The following is a 17,953-nucleotide window of genomic DNA, read 5'->3' on the forward strand; positions in this document are numbered from 1 at the left end:
ATGAGTTAAGAGGAATAAGCTATGTTAACCACAGCCATCCAGCATTCGATTAAAATAGATACCAAAGAACACTTAGGCGTCAAGGTATATACCTATACCTGCTATGGCGATAGCGAAGATAAAAATATTTTTTATGTTATTCCTGAAACTCCAGTATTTTCTGGTCAGGAAAATAAACCTGACTTCTTATTCTATAAATATCGTAAAGAAGAGCAACAAGGCGGATACGCACAGTTTACCGTCAAACTTCCTGTGCCATCAGAAAGCGAAGCCGACAAAATAAAAGCACAGCTTTATAGTGGGATATCACCGCAACTTGTGGCGAAATCAAAACTTATCGTCCAGTATATTAAAGCTGAAGAATTATTTAATTCCGATCCGACCAATAAAGCCAATCAAGATGCCAAAATTAAAGCTTTTCAAAATTCTGGATTAACCGAAGAGCAAGCAAAAAAATATATACTCGCTTATAACCCTGACGCGGGTGACGATCAATTTCTTGGTCAACTGATGCCCGATAATGCGCGTAAAATAGAATTGCGCCAACCCCGCTATACCTCAGCGCAGGCCTCATTGATCATCAATGAGAACAAAGTATTTTACTGTCAGATGCCCACACCACTGAGTCCCTCTGGTTTGGGGAATAACGATACTGTATTTAGCATGTCGCTAACGGGGCTGGGAGCAACCCTGTTTGAGAATGTATTAAAAGGAACGCCGAGTAACGCCAGTGTCGGGATTCGTTATAACTTCACGCTGGATGCCTCTCTGCCGGCAGTAAAAGTTATTGTCACCTACAACAGTGAGAAAATGAAAGAAGTGACGCAGACCATTACTCGGCATACCTGGTCTGCGGATGAAAAAGAAATCACCCGTGAATTTTCCGAGAAAGGTGCCGCCAAGGTCGCTGTCATTACCAGCCTCAGCGCGCAAGAAATGGGCATGAAAGATGACCAATATAGCGCTTGGATAAAAACCTTCGAGGACTGGGGACAAGCACAACTTCAACAAATATTGTCTAGCCAGACAGGGCTGGATATGAGTATGGATTTGCTGAACGATGCGGGTAGTTTTGATAAATTTAAAGAAAGTCTGAAAAACACGCAGGATTTCACCCGCGTATATGAAGAAAACCGTGTTGTTCCTTTTTCCATCGCGCCGCAGACTCAGTTGCCGTCTATCCTCTCTATTGTTGGTGCTGAGAAGGTCGATGACTATTTCAAAGAATACGATCTTGATGATCCCTTCTTTCAGTTTATTCAACCCGAATTTTATGTCAGTCAGGACCTGGATAAATATGATATTGAAAATATTATTGTTATCGCAAAATATGATGATAACCATGTCAGCACACTCCGCTTCGACAGAAAAAACACCGCGTCGCAAAAAACCGAGAAATGGTATATTGATAAAAAACTGGGGCGCACCTACAGCTATTCATATACGGTGAATTTCTCAGGGTTGCATTCAAAACCCTATCATTCAGGTAAAATAGATATAATTGATAGTCTGGTTCAATATATCAACATGGCACAATGCGGTATTGTCTACGCGCAAATTGATTCGTTACTTGATACACAGGCATGGGAAACATTCAACCAGGTGCTATTGAAAGCCCAATATTCCGATCCAGCGCATGGCGTAGAATTAAAAAGCGATACTCAGGTATTGAATGTTTCCACGCAGCCAAAACCTTTTATTTATCCAGTAGGCATGAAGCCAGAGAATCCCATTTATTTCACCACCAGTTATTATACCCGGGATGGTGGTAATTTTACTTACATCGAACCAGGTATTGAACCATCTCCGCAATTGCCCGGATATGGTGGCACCCGTGCGAACCAGATTCAAATAATGAATGCCTTACCGAGGAAAACGACCTACTCCATATTTTTCATCGCACCGAAGAAAGATGTACTAATTATCATCTTCGACATGATGGTGAACTATAAGACCTACAAGTTTAAACAGACTAAATCGATTAATCTGGAAGAAAAAGATCTCGTGGATACCACCACCCGCCGCGACCTTACCTTCGAATTTTTACCCGATGGCACAGATGACATTCCTGAAATCACCTATAACGGCACCATTATTTACAATGATGAGCGCGATCCCAAGCCAATTGAGGGCAAGGTAACCGGTTCATCGGTCGCGGTGGTGGTGAAGTGTTAATGGCCCGTCATTCTTCTGGTGTAGCGGCGGCCAGATGTGCTGCCTCTGAACCGGCCCTCCCGTTGAGGCGGTGATGAACAGTGTTCATTACTATTGGATAGGCAGAGCATCGGTCATTGCATTGATGACTGATGCTCGGTTGATTGTTTTTTATTCAACATGGACACCCCCATGGATAACAGAATAACGGAACAAACTATCGGTTTTATTAATGCAATGCCAGGTAGCCAAGTTTATTATTATAGCGCGTTGGCACCCAGTATTTTGGTAAATGAGCAGGCTATTCCCGAAGTGCATTATCAAATATTCAGGAGCAGCGCCACCGCACAACCGACGACTTACTACGCAATACTCTCATTGCAGACGCAACTGAACAGCAGTATGGCTGCTGCACAGGCAGCGGCGCGGGATAATCCCGATATTCCGCCGGACGCGACCCTGCTCCCCTTACAAATTATTGCCAGCACTGCCACGCTCTGTATTCCACAAGCTATGCCTCAACTGCTGAATCACACCTCGCTGGGGAATAATCAGTTTTGCTACATCATGGCCGCACTGACTGATACGAATGATATTGAGCGAATCGTCGCGCTGCTTCAGCAACCGGAATCAGCACCGATTGCCGTCAGTTATAAAATCGACTACCTGCAACAATTACCCCCCTCAACCTTTGAACTTGATGCCCAATGGGATCAGGTATATGAATATCTGAAAATCTCATTCGGTTTTAATGCGCTGATTTTTTCTTTTAATATTGATGATATTTCCGAAACCTTAATCAGTAATAAGCTGGTTACTATCAAGGTAAGAAATACCAACCCCGACCATTATATGAAACAAGCCACGGCTGAATTGAGCACGATTCTGACTTGCGAATTTTTCACCCCAGTATTTGGTCAAATAAAAACAGCCCCCGCGCCTAAATTTGGTTTCCAATTACAAAACATCTCAGTTAAAGATATTGATAAACGCACGCTCAGTGCCCGAATCACCGAAACTACGGTAGTACGGCGATCTCTCTATCCTCAAGCGCTTTTTGCCACATTGGTTAGCCAGAGCCATTATGATGCCATCGACGTCGTAAGCTATCACGAGCTTCAGGATGATTTTTTCTCTTACCGCAGCATAAAAGCTCAACTGCTGACATCTGAGTTAGACGAAAATATTCAATTGGTGGCGCTCAATTTGACTTATGGTAACACGCGGTCCCCGTTAGTTTTTTCCAGAAATAATATGGCGGCCAAAACGTTCCATTTTTCCGCCATTATCGACCCTGTAACAAAAAAAATGTCCTGGCCGGTGGAGTATCAGTTCACATTATATTTTAACCATCCGGTCGGTGGTGTGATGTTTGTCAGTTCAGCCATCATGAGCACATCCTTAACCGAAATTTTTTTAGACATTGAATCGTTATATAGCCGTTATCATTTCGTTATTGCCACAGAAAAAAGATTCAACTGGGCATGGTATACATCAATATTGGTAAATATCACCTGTACCCATATTGAAAACAAAGAAAACAGCACATCAAAAAACTTCCACATCACCGAGAAAAAACCGTCAGAAGAATACAGCATCATGCTACCAGATCCTGAATGCTATACTTTTTCGGTAATCAAAGAATATAGCATTAGCGCTAACACTCCCCATATACCAGTAAGGTTAGACCAACCCACCAGCCAGGATGTCAGCATATCTTCACGACTCTATAAACAAAGAACGCTGAAAATCACCCCAGCTTTTGACTGGGAAAGAATCACACAGGTTCTAGTCAATGTGACTTACTGCTATAACCAATTCGCCATGAACACGTTAAAGGAAGCATTTTATTTCTCTGAAGACCAGTCAGAACCTGCATTATTTAGCGCAGATCAAACCGACCCGACATTACTGTTTATTAATCTCGACATCATGATTATTGATAATGACGGCGGCGTTGAAAATAAAAAACTCATTACCGATGAAGAACAGATCAATATTACTAACTGACCATGAGGAAATATCATGTTATTACTGAGAGAAAAAACCGCCACGATTAAAAACATCACGTTTTTTTCTGATGATTCAGATGAAAACCAATTTTGGTATTTGCCCGGTGATATTCATATTGCCGTACGCGATGGGAAACCGGTATTTTCATTAATTAAATACACCGGTGATGACGCCAACCAACAGGGCGGGTACATAAACTTTGAGGTCAATACTGCCGTCGATGAAGGCGAACTCAACACCGCGTTTACCGATTACCTGAATAAACTGAAGATCAAGCCGAAAAATGCCCGTAAAGCGCCAGTACCGTTTAATAATGGTACTGTGAACTTTTTTGTTCTGGATGCACAAAATTCCAACGGCCAGTTGATTAGCGCACAAAGCTCTAGCCTATTTGGTAATAACACCGCCATTTTCAGTGCCAAACTGACGCCACAACAGGCGGTTATTCTGGAGGCTGCGTTTAATCAAGCGCAGGCACCAGCGGCGGTGGCTTACAACCTCACTTATACCGGTATCACCCCAGCATTGAAAGTGGATGTTACAGCGGAATTTGACAGCGTTTATAAGGAATTCGGTGCTAAGTTTGGCATTAATATTCCTATTCCGGTCGAGACACCGGCAAGTTTTTGGCTCGGCTTTGACAGCGTGATTAAGAAACTGGAGCAAGATCAAAAACTCGTGATTAAAGTGACCGAAAGTATGCCCGGCGATCAGGCGACCAAAGAAAAAGAGTGGGCATTACAGTTTGTCAAAGAAGAACTACTAAAGATATTTTTCAACGCAACCATTAAACCAAACGCAGAAAGTAATGAGCAGGCAAAATCAGCCAGCGCTTCCATTCTGGAATCATTGATTGGCAGTAAAGATGAAAAAGGGAAAGGCGGTCTTTTCCCCTGCGCATCATTGGAATTAAAAGTGGTCAACATTACCGAGCATAAAACCTTATCCTTTAACTACACTTCATCAAAAGCGATTACTCAGGCCGCCGTACCACAAAACTTTATCGGCACCGACACGTTAAAAGCCCAAAAAGATAAACCTTATTTTATTGAAGTAAACGTCAATGATCCGTTCTTTCAGAAAATCGAACTGCAAATCTTCGGCCCTGATGGCTTTGAAGAGTTCGGTATCAAAGCGGCAGCATTTCAAGCCAGCTACAATAACAATGTCTATACCAGTGATGCCTTTACCGAGGACGGTAAAGAATGGCGGAAAAATATTGCCAGAAGCAAAGACAAAAATGAATTACTCGATATTCAAGGCGAGTTTATTTTTAAATCAGCGAGCAGCTCCGGCTGGGAAGGTAACAGCAGCTATCAGTCAAAATTCAAAACCGCTTCTACCACCATCGGTCTCGATCCGAGTAATTTACTCACTTTCAATGAAATTGATATTTTCCTCGATCGCCAGTTCTCCTGGGATAAATACAATCAGGTGCTGGTTGAACTCACTTATCTTGATGACAAAGAACAAAAGAAAACCAAGAAGTTCTCCTTTAATCCCGATAAAACCAAAGCGCAAACCTTCAAGTATCGCTGCCTGACAGAGAAACCCTGGACGGTTCATTATACGATTACCTATCTTGAGATCGGCGGGCATACCCGGTTGGTCGACGGTACAGATAATCCGCCTGCCATCGTTATTCCGACATGAGCTACGGTAAATAATCATGGTTGAACGCGTTGCGGTGTTACCAGCGGCATTGGACGCCCTGGTAACCACTTTATGCCATCATGTGCCGGATTTAGCAGGCACGCTATTACCCGACATTCACCGTTTTAGCCAGAAACGGATGGCATCGGGGCTGCTGTCTGCGGCATTTAATACCAGTCTATTGGCTTATAACGGTTGCCCACTGGAGTTCACGACATCCAGCATAAAACCGCAGGCTGTGGCTTGCACGTTTGATACTTTTCTCCCGCTATTCACCCAGGCTCGTGATATTGGGGCCTTCAGTGCGGAAAATTACCCACACGCCTCGTCAGACTCGTCTGCATCCTGCTTCGCACACATTGCCCGGATACAACGGCCGGATACGCCTACCCAAGCGCTAAAATTTGGCTCATGGTTGGGGCGGAAATATACCGCTGACGGCATTAAAACCAAGGTTTACTCCGAAGTACCGCCAAATAATCAAGCATTAATCGCTCTGTATGCCTCCCCGCTAAATCACGCCAATAGCGATTATCCCCTGCATCAGTTAACCGCAGCCGGACTATCGCTGTTGATGATTGGCTATTACCCAGATAACCCTGACACACCAACTGAATATTATTATCAGTGGCACAGCGCAGAAATAACGCTGGCAGACATTGCCAACGTTATGCGGTTATTTGGTATTGAACGTGGGTTTCCTCCGCTGGCCGCGCTGCTCAGGCAGGTATTAGCTAACATGCCTAATCCAGATGAATTCCCCGCCACCACCTATGGTTTCAGCCTGGTCTATAACCATCGACGCCAGTTGGAAAGTTTTAGCCTGTTTACTATGGCGCCGCGCTTTTTAGGCGGCAACGCGCAGGCTGCCATCAAGATTGGTGAGCTATTGCAGCACGTGGCACAGCCCATGCCGCTGCTACAAGCGTTGCTCAAGGAGAATGTGCCTCTTCAGTTTAATGTCATCGGCTTTACGGTTGATGCACAGGCAAGGTGCGGCGTCAGTTGTACCTTCAGCCCGCAGAACGACCTTTGGCGCGAGGTTGCCCTACCAGACCGTAGCCCGCCGCCGCCGCGCGGCATGTCGCCAGATGCAATCCTCCGACAACAGCAATCAGAAAACGGGGCATTCCTGTCCAGCGTCAGAACACCCGACGGCCAGTGGCATCAGGATGCCAATGCTTTTGTCACTGCTCAGGTATTAAGGACGCTCGACTACACCGAGCAAACGGCTCCCTATATTGATCGCGCGCTGGATTTTCTCGCTAGTTGTGAAACCCGCCCCGGTCATTTCAGTTTCTGGCCTCGTCACGCTCATCCCCGTTGGATGAACGGCCAGATGATTGACGCCGATATTGATGACACGGCGATAATTACCGAAATGTTATACAAATTTGGCCGTATTTCGCCTGACGCCGTTCGCCTGACGCTGATTGAGATGAATGGCTATCAGCTACAGAAGGTTGATGCCCGACTTACCGAACCACAGCATCAATGGGCTGAATGTCAAACCTTCCACACTTGGATGAAACAAAATAATGAGATTAGCCAGCTCGACTGCTGTGTTAATACCAATGCGCTAATTTTACTGTATCGTTTTTATGGCGAACAATGCGCAACCCTACCGGCTTATTATCGTATTATCACCATGCTGAATAAAGCCGTCGTCTGGAGCCAAAACGAATATCAGAGAATAACCCAATTAACCTCCTACTACGCTCATCCCGCCGAATGGTTGTCCACACTTGAATATGCCCAAAATATCGGTATCGATACACTATCTGACATTATTACGCCGTTAAAAAAATGGCAGCTTGCCAATAGTGCTAGGGAAATACCACTCTATCGTCGTCACGATGGGCAGTATCTGTGGACCTCATCCTATTTATCAGCGCTAAGGCGTTGTTCTGTTCTCTATGATACGAAGGATACCTATGAACATCTTTCTCAATGATCTGGTCACGCTAAACAAAATTATTCTGGAAAACGCGCAGCAGCAGTTTACCGACAATGTTAATCTGACCAGAAAATTACGGACAACTCTAACGCCATTATCCGATGAATTGATAGCACAGGTCAGTACCGAGAATGTCTCTGGCGAAATACGCTATCAGATTGAAACCATAACATATGGCATTAGTTGGACGATGGTACTGAGTTTTTTTCTCAACAAAAACATTCAGGAAATGCCTTATGTAGTGCTCAATTTCAATCAGTTTGGCAAATTCAATGAAATGATATTTCAGGACGTGGCACTCAAAGCTGAACGGCAATATCAGGCTCAACTAAAACTAACCCGACTTGAGCAGCGAGATGCGTTATTAAGAGCCTTATCCAACTACGATGCGCAAACCACGTTGGTGATCGCCATCAAATCTGATACCGGCCTGCTGAATACTATTACTGATCCTAAAATATTTTATTTTGCGGAAAATTATTATCCTTATATCTACTGCGGCATTGCGCCACCGAATCCACGTCTTGAATTAATTCTCACACCAATAGAATATCATCAATACTGGTATAACTATTATCAGGATAATATTCGTAAAGATTATCTTTATTATTTACCCGATACGTTTCAACTGGCCAGTAACAGCAATGACAATAATAAACCCATGTTGTCGATCTCCTTTTCTGCACCAGAAGGGGCAACAGAGGTGGCTCAGTTTAATGTGACCTTTGACTATTTCTTGCTACCCAAGGTGGACAGACAACGCATTAGCGACGCCGAAACTACCTTTATCCAATCCCAGCCACAGGGTAAGTTGATCCCTTTTTCCAGTGCGCATAGCCTTAAACTACGGTTGTCATTACCGGCGGGGAAAACCGAAGAAACCAACGCAATAGTAAACCTGCAAAGCGGTATTATTGATTCGTTCACGCTGCCATCGGCGCAGTTTGCAAAAATTTGGGATGCGCTGTTTGATACCACGGCACAGCATCTGTTGCTCAATGGCGAGCTGGAAGTTAAACAGGAAGGCTTTAGCCCTGACAATATCCCGGTACAGCTCAGGATGCCGGTTGCATATAAAAATAATCCCCAGCTGTTTATCGATAATTCCACCCCAGTTGAAATTGTCAAAACGCTGAAGTTTATCAGCAGCCAGGGTGCTTATGATCCCACCGGCCCGAAACCCATAGAACAGATACTAATCAGTATCAACCACCAGACGATAGCACTGAATAGCGAGCAGCCTACCAAAACCTTAGAAGTGAAAGTGTCGGCCTTGCAACTCATTCTTAATCCGCAAGAAAAGCTGATCTACCATTATGATGTGCAGATTCATTACCAGGATGGGGCAAGGAAAGAGCTTAGAGATTTAACCTCGACCTTCGAAATTATTTATGTCCCTTGACACTCTCCCAACGACGCTGTGGCATTAAAGTGTCGTTGGGTAATATATTGTGTTTTTATATATAAACTGATGATAGCGGCAGCTATCTAAAAAACCGGCAACGTAACTTTTGCCGATTCCTGACAATGACTGTTTTAATTTGGTCATAAAAAAATCCGGTATGCTTTTAAACAGCATAACCGGACTTTTCGAGTTAACGGCTATTTCATCCGCCCACAATATTTTGTGCTATATCTATCGCAGCTTATTCAACCGTGACTGATTTTGCCAAGTTACGTGGCTGGTCCACGTCGGTGCCTTTAATTAGCGCGACATGGTAAGAGAGTAACTGTAGTGGCACGGTATAGAAGATAGGCGCGATAATCTCTTCTACATGTGGTAACTGAATGATTTTCATCCCTTCACTGTCAGTGAAACCGGCATCTTGATCAGCAAACACATACAGCAAACCGCCACGGGCACGCACTTCTTCAATGTTGGATTTCAGTTTTTCCAACAATTCATTATTTGGCGCAACCACGATGACCGGCATATCAGCATCAATCAATGCCAATGGACCGTGCTTCAACTCACCTGCAGCATAAGCTTCAGCGTGAATATAAGAGATCTCTTTAAGTTTCAGCGCGCCTTCCATCGCAATCGGATATTGATCACCGCGACCAAGGAACAAGGCATTGTGTTTATCAGAGAAACCTTCAGCCAGCGCTTCAATGGTTTTATCCAGAGACAACATCTGTTCAATACGAGCAGGTAGAGCCTGTAACGCATGAACAATATTCTGCTCCAGACTGGCATCAGCGCCCTTCAGCTTGCCAATACGCCCCACCAGCATCAGTAATACTGTCAACTGAGTGGTAAAGGCTTTCGTTGATGCTACGCCAATCTCAGTACCGGCTTTGGTCATTAACGCTAAATCTGATTCACGCACCAGCGATGAGCCAGCGACGTTACAAATAGCCAGCGACCCCAAATACCCCAACTCTTTTGATAAGCGCAGAGCAGCTAAGGTATCGGCAGTTTCACCTGATTGTGACAAGGTGATCAACAGGCTGTTTGGGCGCACAGCGGATTTGCGGTAACGGAACTCAGACGCAATCTCTACGTCACAAGGCACACCGGCTAATGATTCAAACCAATAACGCGAAACCATGCCTGAGTTATAAGAGGTACCACAGGCAATAATTTGAATATGTTGAACATTTGCCAATAATGCATCCGCTTTAGGGCCAAGTTCAGACAAATCAATTACACCATGATTTAAACGGCCTTCCAGCGTATTTTTAATCGCCATTGGCTGTTCATAAATCTCTTTCTGCATGTAATGGCGGTAAACACCTTTATCACCGGCATCGTACTGCACCTGAGATTCAATTTCAGGGCGCTCAATAGCATTACCCTGTTTATCAAAAATTGCGATGCTACGGCGAGTTACTTCAACCACATCACCTTCTTCCAGGAAGATGAAGCGGCGAGTCACGGGTAATAACGCCAGTTGGTCAGAGGCAATAAAGTTTTCACCTACACCACAACCAATCACTAATGGGCTACCGGAACGCGCAGCCACCAAACGACTTGGGTCACGACTATCCATAACGACAGTGCCGTAAGCGCCACGTAATTGCGGGATAACACGCTTAACCACTTCCAGCAAAGATCCACCTTGCTGTAGCTCCCAGTGCACCAAGTGAGCAATAACTTCAGTATCTGTTTCAGAACTGAAACGGTAACCACGACCAATCAGTAATTCACGTAAAGGTTCGTGATTCTCAATAATGCCGTTGTGTACCACAGAGATATAGTCAGAAACATGAGGGTGCGCATTGGCTTCCGATGGCTCACCATGGGTAGCCCAACGGGTATGTGCAATCCCGGTGCCACCATGTAAAGCCTGATTTTCGGCAGCATCAGACAGCGCCTGTACTTTACCCACCCGACGTAAACGCGTCATATTACCTTCAGCGTCAACCACTGCTAAACCAGCAGAGTCATAGCCACGGTATTCAAGACGACGTAAACCTTCGATCAGAATCTCAGCGATATCACGTTGCGCTACTGCGCCAACAATTCCACACATCTATTTTATTCCTATGTAAGGTTCTTTTAGAACCTTGTCGATGTCAGTGACCTGATTTTCCGGATTTTCAGGGTTCCCCGAGCCTGTAGAGTTGGGGATTATTATGTTTTGCTCTGTGTTTTCAGCATCAATAGATAAACCAAAAACACAGGGCAAAACATCCCTTCAAAGAATAAACGATATTGAAGGGGCTGTTTTAATATAACCTAAATAATTCGAGTTGCAGGAAGGCAGCAATTGAGCAGATCCCCAGAAGCTTACTTATTTTAAGGTCAACGACCAGTAAGTAACTGGGGTGATTGAACGCAGCCAACGCACATGCAGCTTGAAATATAACGGGTATAGCTTATTTTTTCTTCACCGGACGCTGCCAGCCCTGAACATGGACTTGTTTAACACGGCTAAGCACTAACTCATTTTCCGCAATATCGCGAGTTACGGTAGTTCCCGCAGCGATAGTGGCACCCTTTGCAACAGTGACCGGCGCGACCAATTGAGTATCGGACCCAACAAAGACATCATCGCCAATAATAGTTTTAAACTTATTAGCTCCATCATAGTTGCAAGTTATGGTTCCTGCGCCAATATTTACGCCCGAACCAATCTCGGCATCGCCCAAATAGGAAAGATGACCCGCTTTCGAGCCTTTACCCAAGCGGGTATTTTTGATTTCAACGAAGTTACCAACATGTGCGCCTTCAGCTAATTCAGCACCTGGGCGCAGGCGGGCAAATGGCCCAACAGAGCAGCCAGTATCCAGGCGTGAGTTTTCTAATACGCTATATGGGCTAATGTCAGAATCATCACCGATCACACAATTTTTCAGTACGCATCCGCTACCAATACGAACCCGATCACCTAAAGTCACATGACCTTCAATGATGACATTGGTATCGATAGTAATATCACGACCATGTGTTAATTCTCCGCGCAAATCAAAGCGCGCGGGATCCAGTAACATCACACCGGCCAATAACAGTTTCTCAGCCTGCTCAGACTGGTATACACGCTCTAGAGCAGCGAGTTGCAGGCGGTTATTTACCCCTTCAACCTCACTCAACCGAGCGGGGTGAACCGCAGCAACCTTCTTACCATCAGCATGTGCCAATGCAATAATATCGGTGATATAAAACTCACCTTGAGCATTATTGTTATCCAACAGTGATAGCCAGCGCTTTAGATCACGCCCATTAGCAACCAGTATTCCGGTGTTGATTTCATTAATTTCGCGCTGTGCATCACTGGCATCTTTATGCTCAACAATCCCCACCACGTCGCCATTCTCACGCACGATACGGCCATAACCACTTGGGTTATCCAGCTTCACGGTCAACAAGCCAATGCCGCCTTGTGGCTTCGCCGCCAGCAGTCGCTGTAAGGTATCCACAGAGATCAACGGCACATCGCCGTATAGCATCAGCACATCTTCATCGTCAGCAAAGTGCGGTGCGGCTTGTTGCATCGCGTGCCCGGTACCCAACTGTTCAGCTTGTAATACCCAGTTCAAAGAGGGATCGGATAGCGTCTTTTTCAGCAGATCGCCGCCGTGCCCATAAACCAGATGAACGTTTTTTGCACCCAGCTTCATGGCCGCATCAATAACATGCTGAACCATCGGCTTACCTGCCAATGGGTGTAACACCTTAGGAAGGTCGGAATACATGCGTGTTCCCTTACCTGCGGCAAGGATGACTACACTCATTGAGCTGTTAGACATAAGCAACCTGATAACTCCAATTTAATAGACGGAAGTAAACCTGTTTAGCGAAATAATTACTACATATTTCTCAACGAAAAATGTACTCAACCCGCATGGTTAAAGGGTTGTTGCTACTCGTCATGTAACGAAAAAATGGGGCGAAAAGTGTCTGCGATCAGCGACGCTTCCCGTGCTGTTTTTGTCAAAACACATGTACATATTTACGCTATTAACCACTTATTTTACGACAAGAAACAAGAGTTTTCAGAAAGAAACGCTTTGAGTTTAGCTGAGGCTTAACTAAATAGTAGGAAAGCGGATTAAGGGAGATAAACCAAAGGCGAGTATCTGTGTTATCTGATGTATAGGTAAAAAAAAATGCCAATCAGATTTACTGACTGGCATTCTATTTTTTATTTATACCTTCGTACTGGAAGTTGCAGTAGCGTTAGCTTGCTACCTACCTGCAACCCCAATGACCTGAGTATATATAGTAATTTTATAAATCAACGAGTTAACGCAACCCATTAGTATAAAATTACATCGCCTTCCTGGTCAGTTCGATTACGCGTAATTTCGCAATCGCCTTCGCCAATTCAGCGGATGCCTGAGCATAGTCGACGTCGCCGTGGGAGTTGTTGATATGATCTTCGGCTTTACGCTTAGATTCCAGCGCTTTAGCTTCGTCCAGATCAGTTCCGCGAATAGCTGTGTCAGCCAATACGATCACAACGCTCGGTTGCACCTCAAGGATGCCGCCAGAAAGATAAATAAACTCTTCCTCACCGAACTGCTTCACGATACGTATCATGCCAGGCTTAATGGCAGTGAGCAGTGGGGCGTGACCAGGGAAAATCCCAAGTTCGCCTTCACTACCCGTCACCTGAATTTTTTGTACCACGCCAGAGAACATCTTCTTCTCTGCGCTCACAACATCCAGATGGTAAGTCATTGCAGCCATGTCACCCTCCAGTCAACAGCGTTACAGTTTCTTGGCTTTTTCCACTGCTTCTTCAATGGTGCCAACCATGTAGAACGCCTGCTCCGGCAAGTGGTCATAGTCGCCGTTCATGATGCCTTTGAAACCACGAATGGTATCTTTCAGCGAAACGAACTTGCCCGGTGAACCGGTAAAGACTTCTGCCACGAAGAACGGTTGAGACAGGAAGCGCTGAATTTTACGCGCACGGGATACAACCAGTTTGTCATCTTCTGACAACTCGTCCATACCCAAGATTGCGATGATGTCTTTCAGCTCCTGGTAACGTTGCAGAATAGACTGCACGCCACGCGCTACATCGTAGTGCTCCTGGCCAACAACCAGCGGATCAAGCTGACGGCTGGTGGAGTCAAGTGGGTCAACCGCAGGGTAAATACCCAAAGAGGCGATTTGACGACTCAAAACGACGGTTGCATCCAAGTGAGCAAAGGTGGTTGCTGGTGATGGGTCAGTCAAGTCATCCGCAGGCACGTAAACGGCCTGAACAGAAGTGATTGAACCCGTCTTGGTGGACGTAATACGTTCCTGCAACACACCCATCTCTTCTGCCAGCGTTGGCTGGTAGCCTACCGCTGATGGCATACGACCCAGCAGTGCGGATACTTCCGTACCGGCCAAGGTATAGCGATAGATGTTATCGATGAACAACAGTACGTCACGACCTTCATCACGGAATTTCTCCGCCATGGTCAGGCCGGTCAGAGCAACGCGCAGACGGTTACCTGGTGGCTCATTCATCTGGCCATACACCAAGGATACTTTGTCCAGAACGTTGGAGTCCGTCATCTCGTGGTAGAAGTCGTTACCCTCACGAGTACGCTCACCCACACCGGCAAATACAGAATAACCTGAGTGCTCGATCGCGATGTTACGAATAAGCTCCATCATGTTTACTGTTTTACCAACACCCGCACCACCAAACAGACCCACTTTACCGCCCTTAGCGAACGGGCAAATCAAGTCCATTACTTTGATACCGGTTTCTAACAAATCTTGTGAGCTGGCAAGCTCTTCGTAAGAAGGCGCTTCACGGTGGATTGCCCAACGCTCTTCTTCACCGATCGGACCTTTCATGTCGATTGGGTCACCCAATACGTTCATGATACGGCCCAGAGTTGATTTACCAACCGGCACTTCAATTGGGTGTTCCAGGTTGATGACTTTCAACCCGCGGCTCAGACCATCGGAAGAGCCCATTGCGATACAACGAACAACACCACCGCCTAGCTGTTGCTGAACTTCCAGCACCAGCTTCTCAGCAGTGCCTTCAACCTCAAGGGCGTTGTACACTTTTGGTACAGCGTCTTGGGGGAATTCGACGTCCACTACGGCGCCGATTACCTGGATAATCTTTCCAGTAGCCATCTTGAATCCTCTACGTAATACGTTTACCCGTCATACTTCAAATTGCTGGGGCGTTGGCTGCTTTTTCTCACCCCAGTTGCTTACTTTATTAGCAAGCGCCAGGGGATTTGCTCAGTTGCCGCCGTTTCGCAATCTGAACTATTTAGGGTAATAACCTGGTTAAACCGCGGAGGCTCCCCCGACGATCTCGGTGAGTTCCTGAGTGATGCTGGCCTGACGAGCCTTGTTGTAAACCAACTGCAGCTCTTTGATCAGACTACCGCCGTTATCGGTGGCGGCTTTCATCGCTACCATTCGCGCGGCCTGCTCGCTGGCCAGGTTTTCAACGACGCCCTGATAAACTTGCGATTCCACATAGCGACGCAGGAGGGTATCCAGCAATGCTTTAGGATCGGGTTCATACAGGTAATCCCAGGATTTCTTCTTCAGCTCGCCATCTTCCGCAGGCGGAAGCGGTAGTAGCTGCATGATCCGTGGTTCCTGAGACATCGTATTGATAAACTTGTTATTAACGATATACAGCTTATCCAGACGACCTTCATCATAGGCTTGCAGCATCACTTTGACTGGCCCGATAAGCTCTGACAAGGAAGGGTTATCCCCCATGCCAGTAACCTGAGCGACAATCTTGCCACCCACGGAACCAAAGAAAGAAGCTGCTTTTGATCCAATCAGCGCTAAATCACATTCAACGCCTTTTTCAGACCAACCTTTCATCTCAGCCAACAGTCTTTTGAACAGGTTAATGTTCAAACCACCGCACAAGCCACGGTCTGTAGAAACCACCAGATACCCAACGCGCTTAACGTCACGCTCTTCCAGGTACGGATGTTTATATTCCAGATTACCTAACGCAAGGTGACCAATCACACTACGCATAGTTTCTGCATAAGGACGGCTGGCCGCCATGCGTTCCTGCGATTTACGCATTTTGGAGGCGGCGACCATCTCCATGGCTTTGGTGATCTTTTGCGTGTTTTGCACGCTGGCGATCTTGGAACGTATCTCTTTTGCGCCGGCCATTTCTGCTTCTCCTCATTACCAGACGGCCTGCTTTTCTAATGAAAAGCAAGGCCGCATAGCGTTACCAGGACTGGGTTGCCTTAAATGTATCAAGGATGCCTTTCAGCTTGCCCTCGATCTCATCGTTGTACGCGCCAGTTTGGTTGATTTGTTGCAGAAGCTCGGCATGCTCACGGTCAGCAAACGCTAACAGCGCAGCTTCAAAGCTACCTACCTTCGCCAACTCAACATCACCCAGATAACCACGTTCAGCTGCGAACAGAACCAGAGATTGCTGCGCAACAGACATCGGTGCGTATTGTTTCTGTTTCAGAAGCTCGGTCACTTTCTGACCGTGGCTCAGCTGTTTACGTGTTGCATCATCCAAATCGGATGCGAACTGGGAGAACGCAGCAAGTTCACGATACTGTGCCAGAGCAGTACGAATACCACCGGACAGTTTTTTCATGATCTTGGTTTGCGCTGCACCACCCACACGAGATACGGAGATACCTGGGTTAACCGCAGGACGAATACCGGCGTTAAACAGGCTGGATTCCAGGAAGATCTGACCATCGGTAATCGAAATTACGTTAGTCGGAACGAACGCGGAAACGTCCCCTGCTTGAGTTTCAATGATTGGCAATGCGGTCAAAGAACCGGTTTTACCTTTCACTTCACCCTTGGTAAAGGCTTCAACGTAGTCGGCGTTAACACGCGCAGCACGCTCCAGCAAACGGGAGTGGAGGTAGAATACGTCGCCAGGGTAAGCTTCACGACCTGGTGGACGACGGAGCAGCAAGGAGATTTGACGATATGCAACAGCCTGTTTAGACAGGTCATCATAAATAATCAGCGCATCTTCACCGCGGTCGCGGAAATATTCACCCATAGCACAACCGGAGTAAGGTGCCAGGTACTGCAATGCTGCAGATTCTGAGGCGGTAGCTACAACCACAATGGTATTAGCCAAAGCGCCATGCTCTTCCAGTTTACGCACTACGTTAGCAACAGTAGAGGCTTTCTGGCCGATAGCAACATACACACATTTGATGCCGGAATCGCGTTGGTTGATGATCGCATCAATCGCCAAAGCAGTTTTACCTGTCTGACGGTCACCGATGATCAATTCACGCTGGCCACGACCAATTGGGATCATGGCATCCACTGACTTATAGCCCGTCTGAACAGGCTCATCAACGGATTGACGTTCGATAACGCCAGGTGCGATAGCTTCAACAGCTGAGAAGCCGTCGTTTTCTACCGGACCTTTACCATCAATAGGTTCACCCAGAGTATTGACGACGCGACCCAACAGGCCACGACCGACGGGAACTTCCAGGATACGGCCAGTACATTTAACCTTCATGCCTTCGGCAAGATCGGCGTACGGACCCATAACTACAGCACCTACGGAGTCGCGCTCCAGGTTCAGTGCGATTGCGTAACGGTTGCCTGGCAGTGCGATCATCTCGCCCTGCATAACATCGGCTAAGCCGTGTACGCGAATGATCCCGTCACTGACGGAAACAATAGTACCTTCATTGTGAGCTTCGCTCACCACATTGAACTGAGCAATGCGCTGCTTGATCAGTTCGCTGATTTCGGTGGAATTCAGTTGCATATGCTCCAGT

The 17,953-nt window shown here is 46.2% G+C and carries 11 protein-coding genes; 5 read left to right on the plus strand and 6 right to left on the minus strand.

Going from position 1 to position 17,953, the window contains the following annotated elements; translation table 11 throughout:
• Nucleotides 1-21 precede the first annotated feature (21 nt).
• From V2A84_RS19145 to V2A84_RS19165, 5 genes are all read left to right on the plus strand, one after another.
• Nucleotides 22-2,175, plus strand: coding sequence for a hypothetical protein (locus V2A84_RS19145; RefSeq protein WP_442849016.1), 2,154 nt, complete (start codon nt 22-24; stop codon nt 2,173-2,175).
• 171 nt (nt 2,176-2,346) lie between these two features.
• Nucleotides 2,347-4,164, plus strand: coding sequence for a hypothetical protein (locus V2A84_RS19150; RefSeq protein ID WP_083161578.1), 1,818 nt, complete (start codon nt 2,347-2,349; stop codon nt 4,162-4,164).
• A gap of 15 nt (nt 4,165-4,179) precedes the next feature.
• Nucleotides 4,180-5,820: a hypothetical protein gene (locus tag V2A84_RS19155; RefSeq protein WP_442849017.1), complete on the plus strand. Its 1,641-nt coding sequence runs from the start codon at nt 4,180-4,182 to the stop codon at nt 5,818-5,820.
• A 16-nt stretch (nt 5,821-5,836) separates the two neighbouring features.
• Entirely contained in the window at nt 5,837-7,774 is a 1,938-nt protein-coding gene (locus V2A84_RS19160; RefSeq protein ID WP_442849018.1) for a hypothetical protein, read from the plus strand.
• Nucleotides 7,755-9,179: a hypothetical protein gene (locus V2A84_RS19165; protein ID WP_442849019.1), complete on the plus strand. Its 1,425-nt coding sequence runs from the start codon at nt 7,755-7,757 to the stop codon at nt 9,177-9,179. The genes V2A84_RS19160 and V2A84_RS19165 overlap by 20 nt, the downstream gene beginning before the upstream one ends.
• A gap of 244 nt (nt 9,180-9,423) precedes the next feature.
• Here V2A84_RS19165 and glmS read toward each other — a convergent pair whose 3' ends face one another.
• The 6 genes from glmS to atpA all read right to left on the minus strand — a co-directional run bounded on the left by glmS (nt 9,424) and on the right by atpA (nt 17,943).
• Nucleotides 9,424-11,253 carry a glutamine--fructose-6-phosphate transaminase (isomerizing) gene (gene glmS / locus V2A84_RS19170; RefSeq protein WP_083161582.1) on the minus strand — a complete coding sequence of 610 codons (1,830 nt, stop codon included), beginning with the start codon at nt 11,251-11,253 and terminating at the stop codon, nt 9,424-9,426.
• A 346-nt stretch (nt 11,254-11,599) separates the two neighbouring features.
• Nucleotides 11,600-12,970 carry a bifunctional UDP-N-acetylglucosamine diphosphorylase/glucosamine-1-phosphate N-acetyltransferase GlmU gene (gene glmU / locus V2A84_RS19175; protein ID WP_083161583.1) on the minus strand — a complete coding sequence of 457 codons (1,371 nt, stop codon included), beginning with the start codon at nt 12,968-12,970 and terminating at the stop codon, nt 11,600-11,602.
• Nucleotides 12,971-13,490: 520 nt separating this feature from the next.
• Nucleotides 13,491-13,913, minus strand: coding sequence for a F0F1 ATP synthase subunit epsilon (locus V2A84_RS19180; RefSeq protein ID WP_004393020.1), 423 nt, complete (start codon nt 13,911-13,913; stop codon nt 13,491-13,493).
• A 21-nt stretch (nt 13,914-13,934) separates the two neighbouring features.
• Complete coding sequence (gene atpD / locus V2A84_RS19185; protein ID WP_083161584.1) at nt 13,935-15,317, minus strand: F0F1 ATP synthase subunit beta; 1,383 nt, start codon at nt 15,315-15,317, stop codon at nt 13,935-13,937.
• A gap of 159 nt (nt 15,318-15,476) precedes the next feature.
• Nucleotides 15,477-16,340, minus strand: coding sequence for a F0F1 ATP synthase subunit gamma (atpG, locus tag V2A84_RS19190; RefSeq protein WP_002220756.1), 864 nt, complete (start codon nt 16,338-16,340; stop codon nt 15,477-15,479).
• Between the two features lie 61 nt (nt 16,341-16,401).
• Nucleotides 16,402-17,943, minus strand: coding sequence for a F0F1 ATP synthase subunit alpha (gene atpA, locus V2A84_RS19195; RefSeq protein ID WP_004703877.1), 1,542 nt, complete (start codon nt 17,941-17,943; stop codon nt 16,402-16,404).
• Nucleotides 17,944-17,953 lie beyond the last annotated feature (10 nt).

The sequence above is a fragment of the Yersinia sp. 2553 StPb PI genome, from assembly GCF_052217105.1.
In the GTDB taxonomy this organism is placed as follows: Bacteria; Pseudomonadota; Gammaproteobacteria; order Enterobacterales; family Enterobacteriaceae; genus Yersinia; species Yersinia enterocolitica_E.